The organism is Nonomuraea sp. NPDC050540, from assembly GCF_044457485.1.
Taxonomy (GTDB): Bacteria; Actinomycetota; Actinomycetes; order Streptosporangiales; family Streptosporangiaceae; genus Nonomuraea.
This window is the reverse complement of record NZ_JBITHA010000007.1, coordinates 420035-433046: the sequence shown is the minus strand read 5'-3', so window position 1 is coordinate 433046 and position 13012 is coordinate 420035. Positions and strand designations below refer to the sequence as shown.

Below are 13012 nucleotides of genomic sequence, written 5' to 3'. Positions count from 1 at the left end.
GATCCTTGGATGGTGATCGACATACTCCGGTCCGAATGGACCAAGATTCGCTCGGTGCGTTCGACGATGTGGACGCTGGGCGTCACGGGTGCGCTGATGCTGGGCTTTTCCGCGCTCATCAACCTCACGGCCGAGAGCATGGCGAAGGGGCGGCCGGTCCCGGGGGAGCAGGTGCTCTCGGCGAGCCTGACCGGCGTGATGTTCGCCTCGCTGGCCATGGCCACGCTGGGTGTCCTGGTGATCTCCGGCGAGTACCGCACCGGGAGCATCCGCACCTCGCTCATGGCCGTGCCCCAGCGCCTCATGCTGCTGACCGGCAAGCTCGTGGCGTTCTCGGCGGTCGCGCTGGCCGTCTCCACGGTCGCGGCGGCCGGGGCAATCGGCGTCGGTGTGGTGATCTCCCAGCCGCCGTCACTGACGGCGGGCGAGATCGTGCGGGCGGCGCTCGGGGCGGGTCTCTACCTGACCGCCTGCGGGCTGTTCGGGCTGGGTCTCGGCTCGCTGATCCGGCACACGCCCGGCGCGATCGTGTCGGCGATCGCGCTGATCATGGTGCTGCCGACGCTGACGGTCCAGTTGCCGGGGGAGTGGGGCAGGACCGTGTCCGAGCACTTCACCACGAACGCCGGGCTGCTGGTCGTCTCCGGCCAGAGCAACGGGTCGCTGGGACCGTGGAGCGGGTTCGCGGTCTATCTGGTCTGGGTGGCGGTGGCGGTGGTCGCGGGCGCCGTCCTGATGAAGCGCCGCGACGCCTGACGACGCGCGTGCGCTCGCGCCTTGCGGGCGGCCTGCGCCTTTGCGGAGCGCCCGCGTCTTCGCGGCCGGCCGCGCGGGTCAGGGGACGCAGACGGTGATGCCGCCGGGCAGGATGTCCGCCTTGAGCTTGGTCGCGCGGTCGCGGGCGCCGCCGTCCAGCTCATAGGTCCGCGGTACGGCCAGCCGTATCGTGACCTTCCTGGCCCGGGTGATGCGGACGAACGGCGACTCGTCGGAGCGCCCGGTGGCCATCCGCGCGAGCAGCCGTCCCCACTCCAGCCTGCTCTTGGCCGTGGCGACGCCCACTTCCAGCCAGCCGTCGTCGGGCCGGGCGTCGTCGAACGCCTCGATGCCGCCGGTGATCGTGCCCACGTTGCCCAGGAGCACGCATCCGGCCTCGCCGGAGAACCATTTCACGCCGTCGATCGTGATGCGGGTGGGGGTGGTCGTGTCGCCGGCGTGCCGTAGGCCGGTCCAGACGTAGGCGAGGCGGCCCAGCCGTCGTTTCAGCCCGCCGTCGACGTCGGCGGCCATGTCGGCGTCGAAGCCGACGCCGGCCATGATGGCGAAGTGCTCGCCGTTGATCCGTCCCAGGTCGAGGGGTTTGCGGCGGCCTTCGAAGCCGATCCGGACGGCTTCTTCGAGGTCTTCGGGGATGTCGAGGTTGCGGGCGAGGAGGTTGGCGGTGCCGGCGGGCACGACGGCCAGGACGGCCCCGGTTCCGGCGAGGGCGTCGACGCAGCGTTGCACGGTGCCGTCGCCGCCCCAGACGAAGATCAGCTCGGCCCCCTCTTCGAGGGCCTTGCGCGCCTGTTTGGGCGCCTTCTTGCTTTTGGGCACCTCGTACCAGAGCAGTCCGCCGATGTCCCGGTCGGTGATCCGGCGGCGGAGCTCGTCCAGGCCTCCGCCGAGGGTCTTCTTGCGGTGGGCGATGACCGCGACCTTTCGCATGGTGTACGGCTGCCCGGTGGCGGGCCGGTGAATCATCGCGTCGCGTAGCGGAGCGTCCTTGACATGTGCCGTCGGACAAAGGCAAGAAACCGCTGATAACAATTCCTCCGAGCCGGCTTCCGTGGTTTCCCGCAAGTAAGTCCGCAGCTCGTAAGGCTCATAGGGCGTTATGAGCGACGAATGCGGCGAACAATCTTCCAGGGTTGATCAACGTCCGGACTTCGGTTTGAGTAAAGGCAAGGCGATCCTGGGGGAGGCGCGGTGCCGCGGCCTGAGCGTCCGTTGGAGGGAGACGATCCGGAGGTCCTGCGCTTCGCCGCGGACCTGCGGCTGTTGCGCGCCAAGGCGGGTGACCTGACCTACCGGCAGATGGCCCGCCGCGCGCACTACGCCGCGGCCACGCTGTCGGAGGCGGCCTCGGGCCGGCGGCTGCCGACGCTCGCGGTCACGCTGGCCTACGTACGCGCGTGCGGCGGCGAGCCGCAGGAGTGGGAGCGCCGCTGGCGGGAGCTGCGCGGCCGGGAGAACGACGAGCCGGAGCCGGTCGCCGACGAGGCGGCGCCGTACCTGGGACTGGCGCCCTTCAGGGCCGCGGACGCGCAGCGTTTCTACGGCCGTGAGGCGCTCGTGGAGGAGTTGCTGGAGCGCATCGGCGAGCAGCGGTTCGTCGCGCTGCTCGGCGCGTCGGGGTCGGGCAAGTCGTCGGTGCTGCGCGCCGGGCTGCAGGCGCGCGTGCAGGCCGGGGCGCGGCCGTGGCCCGTGGTCGTGCTCACGCCGGGCGCGCACCCGGCGCGCGACTGGGCGCCGCCTGGCGACGGCGAGACGTTGATCATCGTGGACCAGTTCGAGGAGGTCTTCACGCTCTGCCGCGATCCCGGTGAGCGGGCGCGCTTCATCGACCTGCTGGTCGGCGCCGCCGACGGGCACCGCGTGGTGATCGGCGTGCGCGCCGACTTCTACGGTCACTGCCTGGCCGAGCCCCGGCTGCTGGAGGTGCTGCGCCGGGCGCACGTCCCGATCGGGCCGATGCGCGTGGAAGAACTGCGCCAGGCCGTCGTCCGTCCGGCCGCCGACGCCGGTTGCCTGGTCGAGGGGGCGCTGGCCGCCCGGATCGTCGCCGACGCGGCCGGCCAGAACGGCGTGCTGCCCCTCGTCTCCCACGTGCTGCTGGAGACCTGGCGCCGGCGCAGAGGGCTCACGCTCACCCTGGCCGCCTACGAGGCCGCCGGCGGCATCGACGGCGCGATCGCCCAGAGCGCCGAGCGGGTCTACACCCACCTCCCGCCCGACCGGCGGCGGCTGGCCCGCCGGTTGTTCCTGCGCCTGACGGTACTCGGCGAGGGCGCGCAGGACACCAAACGCCGGGTGCACCGGCGGCGCCTCGGTGACGACGAGGCCACGGCCGAAGTCCTGGAGCAGCTGGTCGCCGCCCGCCTGCTGGTGCTCGACCACGACAGCGTCGAGATCGGCCACGAGGCGCTGCTGCGCTCCTGGCCGCGCCTGCGCGACTGGCTGGCCGCCGACCGCGAAGGGCTGCGCACCCACCAGCGGCTGACCGAGGCCGCCGAGACCTGGCAGTCGCTGGGCCGCGACCCCGGCGCCCTCTACCGGGGCGTGCGGCTGGCGGCCGCGCGCGAATGGGCCGAGCGCCAGGGGCCCGCGCTGAGCCCGCCGGAGGAGGAGTTCCTGGCGGCCAGCCTGGCCGCGCGCGAGCGCGAGGAGCGCCAGGCCCGCCGCCGCGTGCTCGCCGCCCGCGCGCTCATCGCCGTTTTAACCGCCATGGTGGTGATCGCCGGGGCCGCCACCGGGTACGCGCGCAGCCAGCAGGAGGCCGCCACCGGCCAGCGCAACACGGCCCTGTCCCAGCGCGTGGCCGAGCGCGCCATCCAGCTGCGCACGGCCAACGCGCCGCTGGCCGCCCAGCTCAGCCTCGCCGCCTTCCGGCTCACGCCGACGCTGGAGGCGCGCGGCAGCCTGCTGAGCGCGTTCACCACCCCGCTCGGCGACCGCCTTCCTCACGAGATGAACACGCTGGCCTTCAGCCCCGACGGCCGGGTCCTGGCAGGCGGCGGCGACGACCGCACGATCCGGCTCTGGCGCGTCCACGACGACGGCCCGCCGGACAAGCTCGCCGACCTGACCGGGGCGAGCGACGACATCGAGTCGCTGCGCTTCACGCCCGACGGCCGCCTGCTGGTCGCGAGCCTGTACGACGGCACCGTCCAGTTGTGGTGGGCCGCGGCGGCGGGCCCGTCCAAGCCGCTGGCCGCCTTCGCCGCCCACACCGGGCCCGTCTACGCCGTCGCGATCGGCGGCGGCGGCACGATCCTGGCCACGGCCGGCGGCGACGGCAGGCTGCGGTTGTGGGACATCGCCAACGCGGGCGACCCCCGCCTGCTGTCCACGCGCGCCGCGCACCGCTCCACCATGACCGCCCTCGCCTTCCACCCCACGACCGCCACGCTCGTCACCGCCGGGGACGACGGCACCGCCGCCCTCTGGGACACCGCCGACCCACGCCGCCCGCGCCTGCTGCGCCGCCTGAGCGGCAACGGGGAGAAGGTCACCGCCGTCGCGTTCAGCCCGGACGGCCGCCTGCTGGCGACGGCCGGCTGGGACCACCGGGTCCGGCTGTGGGAGGTGGCCGAGCCGCGCAGTCCCGCCGTGCTGACCGGGCACAGCGGTCCGTTGCAGGCGCTCGCCTTCAGCCCGGACGGGCGTCAGCTCGCCAGCGGCGGCTGGGACCACACCATCCGCCTGTGGAACGTCGCCGAGCCGCGCGCCCCCGCCACGGTGCTGACCGGGCACACCGACGTCGTCTGGGCGCTGGCCTACCGGCCCGGCGGCGGCATGCTCGCCTCGGCCGCCTTCGACGGCACCACGCTGCTCACCCGCCTGCCCGGCCCCGTCCTCGGCGGCAACCCGGCGGCGCTGTCGGCCGTGGCCTTCAGCCCCGACGGCCGCACCCTGCTGACCGGCAGCGAGGACTTCACCGCGGGGCTGTGGGACGTCGCCGACCCCTACCGGCCCGCCCCGCTGCCGCGGCTGCGCGGCCACACCGGGCAGGTCGAGTCGGTCGCCTTCCACCCGTCCGGGGTGCTGGCCGCGACCGGCGGCGTCGACGGCGCCGTGCGGCTGTGGCGGGTCGCCGACCGGAGCCGGCCGTCTCCGTCAGCGGTGATCGGCGCCGCCAATGAGGGGGGCATCCGCGCGGTGGCCTTCGCCCCTCGGGGCGATCTGCTGGCCAGCGCGGGCGCGGGCGACCCCGTCGTACGGCTGTGGGACCTGTCCGAGCCGGCGCGCCCGCGCGCGGCGGGCTCGGTGCGCGAGGGCGGCAACGGCGCGACGGGCCTGGCCTTCAGCCCCGACGGCCATCTGCTGGCGACGCTGAACGGCGTCGTGATCGTCCTGTGGGACGTGAGCGACCCCCAGCGGCCGGTACGGCTGGCCACCAGCCCCCAGCAGCCGGAGACTTTGCAGGCGGTCGCCTTCTCGCCCGACGGCCGGATGCTGGCCACCGCCTCCCTGGATCGCACCGCCCGCCTGTGGGACGTGGCCGATCGCGCGGGGATCCGGCCGTTGTCGCAGCTCATCGGCCATACCGACGCCCTGCAGGGCGTCGCCTTCTCGCCTGATGGCCGCGGGCTGGCCACCGCCTCGCTCGATCGCACCGTCGGCCTGTGGGACGTGCGCGACCCCCGGCGCCCGCGCCCCGCGGGCACCCTCACCGGGCACGCCGACCGCGTCTACGCGGTGGCCTTCAGCCCCGACGGCCAGTACGTGGCCAGCGCGAGCGAGGACCACACCGTCCGGCTGTGGCCGGTCGACCCCGCGACGGCGGCGGCCCGCGTCTGTGCGCGGGCCAGGCCCGCGCTCACCCCCGCCGACTGGAGCCAGGCGTTTCCCGGTCTCCCCTTCCGCCGGCCCTGCCCATGATCGCTGCCAGGTTTCCCAAGATTGCGGACACGCGCCGGCCGCGACCGGTCCCGGGCGGTCAGGATGGGGGCATGGCAACCGAGAAGACCATCGCGTTCGTGCTCTACCCCGGCTGTACCATCCTGGACCTGGTCGGCCCGCTGCAGGTGCTGTCCACTCTCGCGGCGATGCGCCCGGAGTTCCGGGTCGTCGTGGTCGGGGAACGGCTGGAGACCTGGGATACCGACACGCCGTTGCGGGTGCGGGCCGGCAACACCTTCGATGAGGTGCCCGCCCCCGACGTGATCGTGGTCCCCGGCGGCGGCGCGCCGACCCTGCGCGCGATGGCCGACGAGCGCCTGCTCGCCTACGTGCGCGGCGCCGCCGGGCTGACGACGTCGGTGTGCACCGGCTCGCTGATCCTGGGCGCGGCGGGCCTGCTCGACGGCCGCCGCGCCACCTCGCACTGGTCGATGCTCGACGTCCTGCCCGAGTTCGGGGCGATCGCGGTCCGCGAGCGCTGGGTGGCCGACGGCCCGGTGCTGACCGCCGCCGGTGTCTCGGCCGGCATCGACATGGCCCTGCACCTGACCGCGGAACTGGCCGGCCTCGACGTGGCGCGGGCCGTGCAGTACGCCCTGGAGTACGACCCGCGCCCGCCGCACGGCAGGCCGGACTGGGAGCGGGCGCCGAAGGAGCTGTACACCGCCCTGACCGAGCAGTGGGTGCGCGAGGGCCTCGGCGACCACCCCCTCGCCGGCCGTCTCGCCGCCCGGCTGAAGACCGTCAGCTGAACGGCTTCGCGGCCCAGACCACCTTTCCGCCCACCATGGTCAGCAGGACGTCGGTCCGGGAGATGTCGTCCGGCGCGACCTTGGTGATGTTCTGGTTCAGGACGATGAGGTCGGCCAGCTTGCCGGTCTCCAGCGAGCCGGTGACCTTCTCCTGGTGCATCTGGTAGGCGCCGTTGATCGTGACGGCTCTGATCGCCTCGCGCCGGGACAGGCCGGGCAGGGCGTTGACCTTCCCGGCGTACTGCGGGAAGTCCTTGCCCCAGTCGGCCTCACGCAGGATCGACGCCTCAAGCCCGAACCACTGGTCGAACGGGTCCAGGCAGCAGTCGCTGCCCAGCGAGACCTTGCCGCCGGCCCGGGTGATCGGCTTGGTGGGCTCGTACAGGTCGAACCGCGCGCCCAGGTACGGCTTGACCGCGTCGGTCGAGTCGGGCGCCGGTTTGGCCCACTGCAGCCCCATCGACGCGGTCACGTCCAGGGTGGCGAAGCGCCGGTAGTCGGCGGGGTCGACCACCTCGGCGTGCGCGATGGTCTGGTGGGCCCGGATGCCGGGGTTGGCCCTGCGCGCCGCCTCGAAGGCGTCGAGGGCGGTCCTGACCGCGCGGTCGCCGATGGCGTGGATGTGGGACTGGTAGCCGAGCCGCTCCAGTTCGGCGACGACGGGGTTGAGGAGTTGGGCGCCGATGTAGAGCTCGCCGCGGGCCGACTTGTCCTTGCGCGGCTTGCCCTTGGCGTCCAGGTACGGCTTGAGCAGGGCCGCGGTCTGCCCCGGGTACTGCACGATGCCGTCGAGCAGGATCTTGACGCCGTCGACGGAGACCGCGGGCTCGGCGACCAGGCGCGGGCCCTCCTGCTTGCCCGGACGCCAGGCGCGGACCGGCAGGGGGATCTGGCTGGGGCGTTCCAGTTCCTTGCGGATCTTAGCCAGGGCGGCGTACAGCTTCCTAGGTTCGCGCAGGTCGCCGATGCGGGTGGAGATGGCGAAGTGGGCGCGGGCGGTCAGGCCGCCCGCCCCACGCAGGTTCTGGAAGGTCGTGACCGTGGCGGCGTCGCTGCCGGGTACGAAGAAGCTGGTGATGCCCTCCTGGCTGAAGTCGCGCATCCGCAGGCCGGCCAGTTCGGCGGCGCGTTCGGGGGACAGGGGAGGCGGTGGCGGGATGAGCTTGGTGACCAGGCGGGCGGCGGCGTCTTCGAGCAGGCCGTTCGGCTCGCCGTTCTTGTCGTGGTTGATCCGGCCGGCGTCGGGGTCGGGGGTGTTCTTGGTGATTCCGGCCAGGTCAAGGGCCTTCTGGTTGACCAGCGTGGTGTGGCCGGTGACCGCCGCGGAGACGATGATCGGGCGGGTGGTGCCGAGCCCGTCGAGCATCCGCTTGTGCGGGGTGGTTCCGGCGGGCCGCAGGAACTGCATGTAGAGGTTCGTCACGTTCAGGAAGTCGTCCGGCTCCGCGCCCAGCTCCGGATCGGCCAGGCAGGCCTTGACGCGGCTCCGGAACTGCGCGACCGTGAGCGGCTCCGCCTTGAGGTCGCAGGTCTTGCGGTCCTCGCGGGTGATGTCGTGGATGTGTCCCTCGTGCAGGCCGGGCATCACCATGCGGCCCTTGAGGTCGATGACCTTGGTCTTGGTGCCGATGTGACGTCGCGCGCCCGCGTCGCCGCCGACATAGATGATCTTCCCGTTGTCGATCGCCACCGCCTCGGCCACGCTGTCGCGAGCGTCGACCGTGTAGACGAACCCGTGCCTCAGCACCGTGTCCGCGCCCGCCTGCGCGGGAACCACCGCGCCGGCGGCCAGCGGAAGCAGCGCTGCCAGTAACCGCCTCATGGACTCCTCCGATCCTAAACTTGAATCAAATTTAAGTTGGTACGGCTGTGCGTCAAGGGGGAGGATCGAACTCATGGCAGAACCGACCGAACCGCGGGGCAGAACCCAGGAGCGCGGCAGGCTGGCCCGCAGGCGCGTCCTCGAAGCGGCGCTGGAGGTCATCGCCGAGCAGCCGGTCAGCGAGATCCAGGTTCAGCAGATCGCCGAGCGCGCCGGGATGAGCCCGGCGCGGGTCCTGTACTACTTCCAGTCACGCGACCAGATCCTGGCCGAGACGTTCCGGTGGAGCGAGCGCGACCTGGCCGAACGCCGGGCCCGCGACCTGGCCGCCGTCACCGCCCCGGGCGCGCGGCTGGCCGCCTACATCCGGCTCTACCTGCCCGAGGGCCGCCACGACGCCTCGTGGAAGTTGTGGCTGGAGGCGTGGCTGCGCTCGACCTCGGCCAGCGAGATGAGCAGGACGGCCGACGCGATCGACAGCGGGTGGACCCGCGACCTGACCGCGATCATCGCCGACGGCGTGGCCGACGGCACCTTCCGGCCGGTGCGCGCGGAGGAGTTCCTGCCCGCGTTCAACGCGCTGCTCGACGGGCTGGCCGTGCACGTCCTGATCGGGCGGCTGGGCAAGGCGCAGGCCGTACGGGCGGCGCTGGCGGAGGCCGCCGGGAAACTCGGCGACCTCGACCCTCGATGACCAGCAGCGGCATCCGAAAGGCCCGGCTCCCGCAATGTCCCGCTCCCGCAATGTCCGGCTCCGGGAAGTCCGGCTCCCGCGAAGCTGGGCTCCCGGGGAGTCCGGCTTCCGCCATGCCCGGAACCCGCATACCCGACGCCTGGGAAGCCCGGTGGCCGCCCTGCCCGGTGTCCGGGCCTCGGTAGGTCCGGCTTCCGGGGAGTTCGGTGGCTTTTCGGGTCAGCGCTCGCGCTTGGCGGGGAGCATCATGGGCAGGCCCGTCAGCGGGTCGGGGAACACCGAGCAGTCCAGGGCGAAGACGTCGGAGATCAGCTGGGCGGTGACGATCTCCGACGGGTTTCCGCAGGCCACGACGCGGCCCTCGTGCATGACCACGAGGTCGGTGGCGTAGCGGATGGCCTGGTTGATGTCGTGCAGCACGGCGACCATCGTGCGGCCGGCGTGCTGCAGGTCGGTGAACAGTTCCATCAGCTCGACCTGGTGGGCCACGTCGAGGTACGTCGTGGGCTCGTCGAGCAGCATGATCGGGGTCTGCTGGGCCAGCGCCACCGCCACCCACACGCGCTGCTGCTGCCCGCCGGACAGGGCGTTGACCCGCTGGGCGCTCAGGTCGAAGGTGCCGGTGGCGGTGAGGGCGTCGTGGATGGCCCGTTCGTCGGCCTCCGTCCACTGCTGGAAGAGCCCCTGGTGCGGGAAGCGGCCGCGGGCGACCAGGTTGGCGACGGTGATGCCGTCGGGGGCGATCGAGCTCTGCGCCAGCACGCTGATCTCGCGCGCCGCCTCCTTGGGCGCCAGCTTGTGCAGGTCGCGCCCGCCGAGCAGTACCCGGCCGGCGCGCGGCGGCAGCAGCCGGCCGAGGCCGCGCAGGAGCGTGGACTTGCCGCAGCCGTTGGGCCCGATGACGACCGTGAACGAGCCGGGCCTGATCTCCAGGTGAAGGCCGTCGATGATCAGGCCGGAGCCGTAGCCGAGCGACAGGCCCTCGGCGACGAGCGGCGCGGCGCCCCCGCTCACGTCGCCGCCCGCGGTCGCGGCGGAGGCCGGCGCAGAGGTCCGCGCGGACGTCAGCGCGGGGGTCACGGCGGGGTCCGTGGGCATCGGGGTGGATTTCGGGTGGGCGATGGTCACAGGCGTCTCGCTTCGCGTACCAGGAGCCAGATCAGGTAGAGGCCGCCCAGGCTGGTGGTGACGACGCCCACCGGAAGCTGGACGGGCAGGAACGCCACCCGCGCGACCGTGTCGCCGAGCAGCAGCAGGAGGGCGCCGGTCAGCCCGGCGCCGATGGGGGACCAGCCGCCGCGGCCGGTCAGCCTGGCGGCGATCTGCGGCGCGACCAGCGCGATGAAGCTGATCGGCCCGGCCACCGCCGTGGCGATCGCGACCAGGCCGACGCCGGCGCCGGTCACGGCCACCTGGGTATGCCGGGAGCGGACCCCGAGGGCGTCGGCGGCGTCCTGGCCGAGTTCGAGCGCGCGGATGCGGGAGCCGTACAGGAGAGCGAGGGCGGAGAAGAGCGCGATGCCGGCGGCGGCGACCGGCAGGGCGTCGGGGGCGACGGAGTTGAGGCTGCCCGCGCCCCAGATCGCGGCCGACATCGCCACCTGGAGCTGCGCCTTGGCCATGATCCAGGTGTTGAGGGCGCTCAGGACGGCGCTGACGCCGATGCCGACCACGATCAGCCGGAATCCGCGGAAGCCGCCCCGGTAGGACAGGGCCAGCACGATCGCGGCCACCGCCAGGCCCGAGGCGAGCGCGCCGAAGGAGATGACGGCGGTGGGCGCGTGGAAGAGGGCGATGAGCACGATGGCGCCGGTGTAGGAGCCGGTGCTGAAGCCGATGACGTCGGGACTGCCCAGCGGGTTGCGGGTGAGCGACTGGAAGAGGGCGCCGCTGACGGCCAGGCCGAAGCCGAGCAGCAGCGCCAGCAGCACCCGGGTCAGGCGCCACTGCTGCACGACGACGGTGTCGGCGCGGGAGGCGCCGCCGTAGAAGGTGGCCAGGACGTCGGGCAGGGACACGAAGATGTCGCCGACGCCCAGCGAGACCAGCGCGGTCACGACGATGACGGCGGCCAGCGCGAGGTTCACCACGAGGGTGCGGCGGTCCAGGCGGGCCGAGAGCAGGCGGGTGCGGACGGCCCACTCGAGCCGGCCGGTGTCGAGCTTGACGCGGGTGCTCACAGGCCGCTCGCCTCCTTGCGCCGGGCCAGCACGATGAGGAACGGCGCGCCCACGAACGCGGTGACGATCCCGGCGGGCAGCTCGCCCGGCCACAGCACGAGGCGTCCGGCGACGTCGGCCACGAGCAGGAGCACCGCGCCCAGCACGGCGCTGTAGGCGGCGATCCACCGCTGGTCCACCCCGAACAGCCAGCGTACGATGTGCGGGATCATGAGCCCGGCGAACCCGATGGGCCCGGCCAGCGCCGTCGTCGCGCCACAGAGCAGGCTGACGGCGGCGACCACGCCGGTGCGCACGGGGCCGAGCCGTACCCCGAGCGCCTTGGCGGGCCCGTCGCCCAGGGCGACGGCGTTGAGCGAGGGCGCGACGACGAAGGCGATGGCGAGACCGAGCAGGATCAGCGGCAGGACCTGCGCCACCATGGCGAGCGTGCGGTCGTTGAGCGCGCCGGTGTCCCAGTGGCGCATCAGCGTGAACGCCTTCGGGCGCACGAGCGTGATCGCCCCGGCCAGGCCCTGCAGGACGGCGCCGAAGGCGAGGCCGACCAGCACGAGCGTGACCGGGCCCGCGGTGCGGGCGCGGTTCATGGAGCCGATCAGGTAGACCACGGCGGCGGCGACGGCGGCTCCGGTGAGCGCGGCGCCGATGCGGCCGGGCACCCCGGTCACGCCGAAGAAGGCGACGGCGATCACGACCGCGAAGCCGGCGCCGGCGTTCACGCCGAGGATGCCCGGGTCGGCCAGCGGGTTGCGGGTGAGCGCCTGGATGAGCGCGCCGGCCACCGCGAGCGCGCCGCCCGCGACGATGGCGAGGACCGTGCGCGGCACCCGCAGCTCGATGACGGTGCGCGCCTCCACGGAGTGGGCCTTGCCGAGCAGCGCGGCCAGGACGGTCTGCGGCGAGATGGCGGCGGAGCCGACCATCAGGCTGAGCAGCACGGCGGCGAGCAGCAGCACGACGCAGCCGAGCAGCCAGGCGAAGAGCGGGACGGGCGAGCGCGCGAGGCGCCCGCCGCCCGGCTCAGAGGCCGAGACGCTCAAGCTCGGCCTCGTAGTCGTCGCGCAGGTCCTCCTCGTCGCGGGCGGTGTCCTGCCAGATCGCGTCCAGCCGGCGCTGGTCGTCGGCGGGCAGCGTGCGGAACCGCTCGGCCCAGGCCTCGCCGTTCGGCGTCCAGTAGCCGATGACCTTGTACCGGTCGGCGGGCAGGCCGCGTTCCTTGCGCAGGTAGCGGCGCACCGCGCGCAGCGTGTCCGTCGCGCCCGCGACCCAGACGTAGCCGCCCTCCATCGGACGGGAGGGCGGTACCGCGGCGCGCACGGCCTCCTCGAGCCGGCTCGGGCCGGTGGCGTTGCCGCCGTGCAGCCAGGTGACCTCGACGTTGGGCCGGTGCGGCAGGTCGAGCCTGGAGTCGTCGCCGGGGATCTCGGCGATCACCTTGGTGGTGACGTGCTCGGGCACGCCGCTGATCAGGCGGGCCATCGCGGGCAGGCCGGTGAGGTCGCACACGAGCACCTGCCAGCGCAGGTCGGCGGGCGGTTCGTACAGGCCGGTGGGGGAGTTCAGGCCGAGGACGTCGCCCGGCCGCGCGCCGAGGGCCCAGCGGGCGGCGATCCCGCCGTCGTGCACGACGAAGTCGACGTCCAGTTCCCGGGGGCGGGCCGCGCGGACGGTGTAGGTCCGCATCGGCGCCTCGGGGGCGCCCTCCGGGGTGCGCCAGTAGTCGCCGTGCGGCTCGGGCAGGGAGACCTCGCGCCGGTCGTCGCCGTGCGGGAAGAACAGGCGCACGTACTCGTCGCCGACGCCCGTGGTCGGGAAGTCCTCGGCCAGGGCCAGCGTGACCCGGATCATCGTGGCGCTCAGGCGGGTGACGGCGCTCACCTCGGTGCGGAAGATGCGCATC

General features: G+C 73.5%; 10 protein-coding genes. 4 read left to right on the top strand and 6 right to left on the bottom strand.

Annotated elements, in window-relative coordinates:
* Positions 1-54: 54 nt before the first annotated feature.
* Positions 55-756: an ABC transporter permease subunit gene (locus tag ACIBI5_RS26275; protein ID WP_397251076.1), complete on the top strand. Its 702-nt coding sequence runs from the start codon at positions 55-57 to the stop codon at positions 754-756.
* A gap of 78 nt (positions 757-834) precedes the next feature.
* Here the strand turns inward: ACIBI5_RS26275 and ACIBI5_RS26270 are convergent, their stop codons facing one another.
* A complete protein-coding gene (locus tag ACIBI5_RS26270; RefSeq protein WP_397251074.1) occupies positions 835-1707 on the bottom strand; it encodes a diacylglycerol/lipid kinase family protein in 873 nt (290 codons plus the stop codon).
* 261 nt (positions 1708-1968) lie between these two features.
* Between ACIBI5_RS26270 and ACIBI5_RS26265 the strand changes: the two genes are divergently transcribed.
* Both ACIBI5_RS26265 and ACIBI5_RS26260 read left to right on the top strand, forming a co-directional pair.
* Positions 1969-5643, top strand: a complete 3675-nt coding sequence (locus ACIBI5_RS26265; RefSeq protein ID WP_397251072.1) for a hypothetical protein — start codon at positions 1969-1971, stop codon at positions 5641-5643.
* Positions 5644-5714: 71 nt separating this feature from the next.
* Entirely contained in the window at positions 5715-6416 is a 702-nt protein-coding gene (locus ACIBI5_RS26260; protein ID WP_397251070.1) for a DJ-1/PfpI family protein, read from the top strand.
* Here the strand turns inward: ACIBI5_RS26260 and ACIBI5_RS26255 are convergent.
* The gene (locus tag ACIBI5_RS26255) at positions 6409-8238 is read right to left on the bottom strand and encodes an amidohydrolase (RefSeq protein ID WP_397251068.1); all 1830 of its coding nucleotides are present in this window, start codon (positions 8236-8238) and stop codon (positions 6409-6411) included. The two genes, ACIBI5_RS26260 and ACIBI5_RS26255, sit on opposite strands and share 8 nt — an antisense overlap.
* Before the next feature lie 73 nt (positions 8239-8311).
* Between ACIBI5_RS26255 and ACIBI5_RS26250 the strand changes: the two genes are divergently transcribed.
* The gene (locus tag ACIBI5_RS26250; RefSeq protein WP_397251066.1) at positions 8312-8932 is read left to right on the top strand and encodes a TetR/AcrR family transcriptional regulator; all 621 of its coding nucleotides are present in this window, start codon (positions 8312-8314) and stop codon (positions 8930-8932) included.
* Between the two features lie 219 nt (positions 8933-9151).
* Here ACIBI5_RS26250 and ACIBI5_RS26245 read toward each other — a convergent pair whose 3' ends face one another.
* The 4 genes from ACIBI5_RS26245 to ACIBI5_RS26230 are packed head-to-tail and all read right to left on the bottom strand — an operon-like array spanning position 9152 to position 13011.
* Positions 9152-10060: an ABC transporter ATP-binding protein gene (locus tag ACIBI5_RS26245; RefSeq protein WP_397251064.1), complete on the bottom strand. Its 909-nt coding sequence runs from the start codon at positions 10058-10060 to the stop codon at positions 9152-9154.
* On the bottom strand, positions 10057-11112 hold the full coding sequence (locus ACIBI5_RS26240; RefSeq protein ID WP_397251062.1) for a FecCD family ABC transporter permease: 1056 nt from the start codon (positions 11110-11112) through the stop codon (positions 10057-10059). Before ACIBI5_RS26240 ends, ACIBI5_RS26245 begins: the two co-directional genes overlap by 4 nt.
* Positions 11109-12152 (bottom strand): FecCD family ABC transporter permease, encoded by a 1044-nt coding sequence (locus ACIBI5_RS26235; protein ID WP_397251060.1) that lies wholly within the window; start codon positions 12150-12152, stop codon positions 11109-11111. The genes ACIBI5_RS26240 and ACIBI5_RS26235 overlap by 4 nt, the downstream gene beginning before the upstream one ends.
* A complete protein-coding gene (locus ACIBI5_RS26230) occupies positions 12133-13011 on the bottom strand; it encodes a siderophore-interacting protein (RefSeq protein WP_397251058.1) in 879 nt (292 codons plus the stop codon). The genes ACIBI5_RS26235 and ACIBI5_RS26230 overlap by 20 nt, the downstream gene beginning before the upstream one ends.
* Position 13012: the final 1 nt, after the last annotated feature.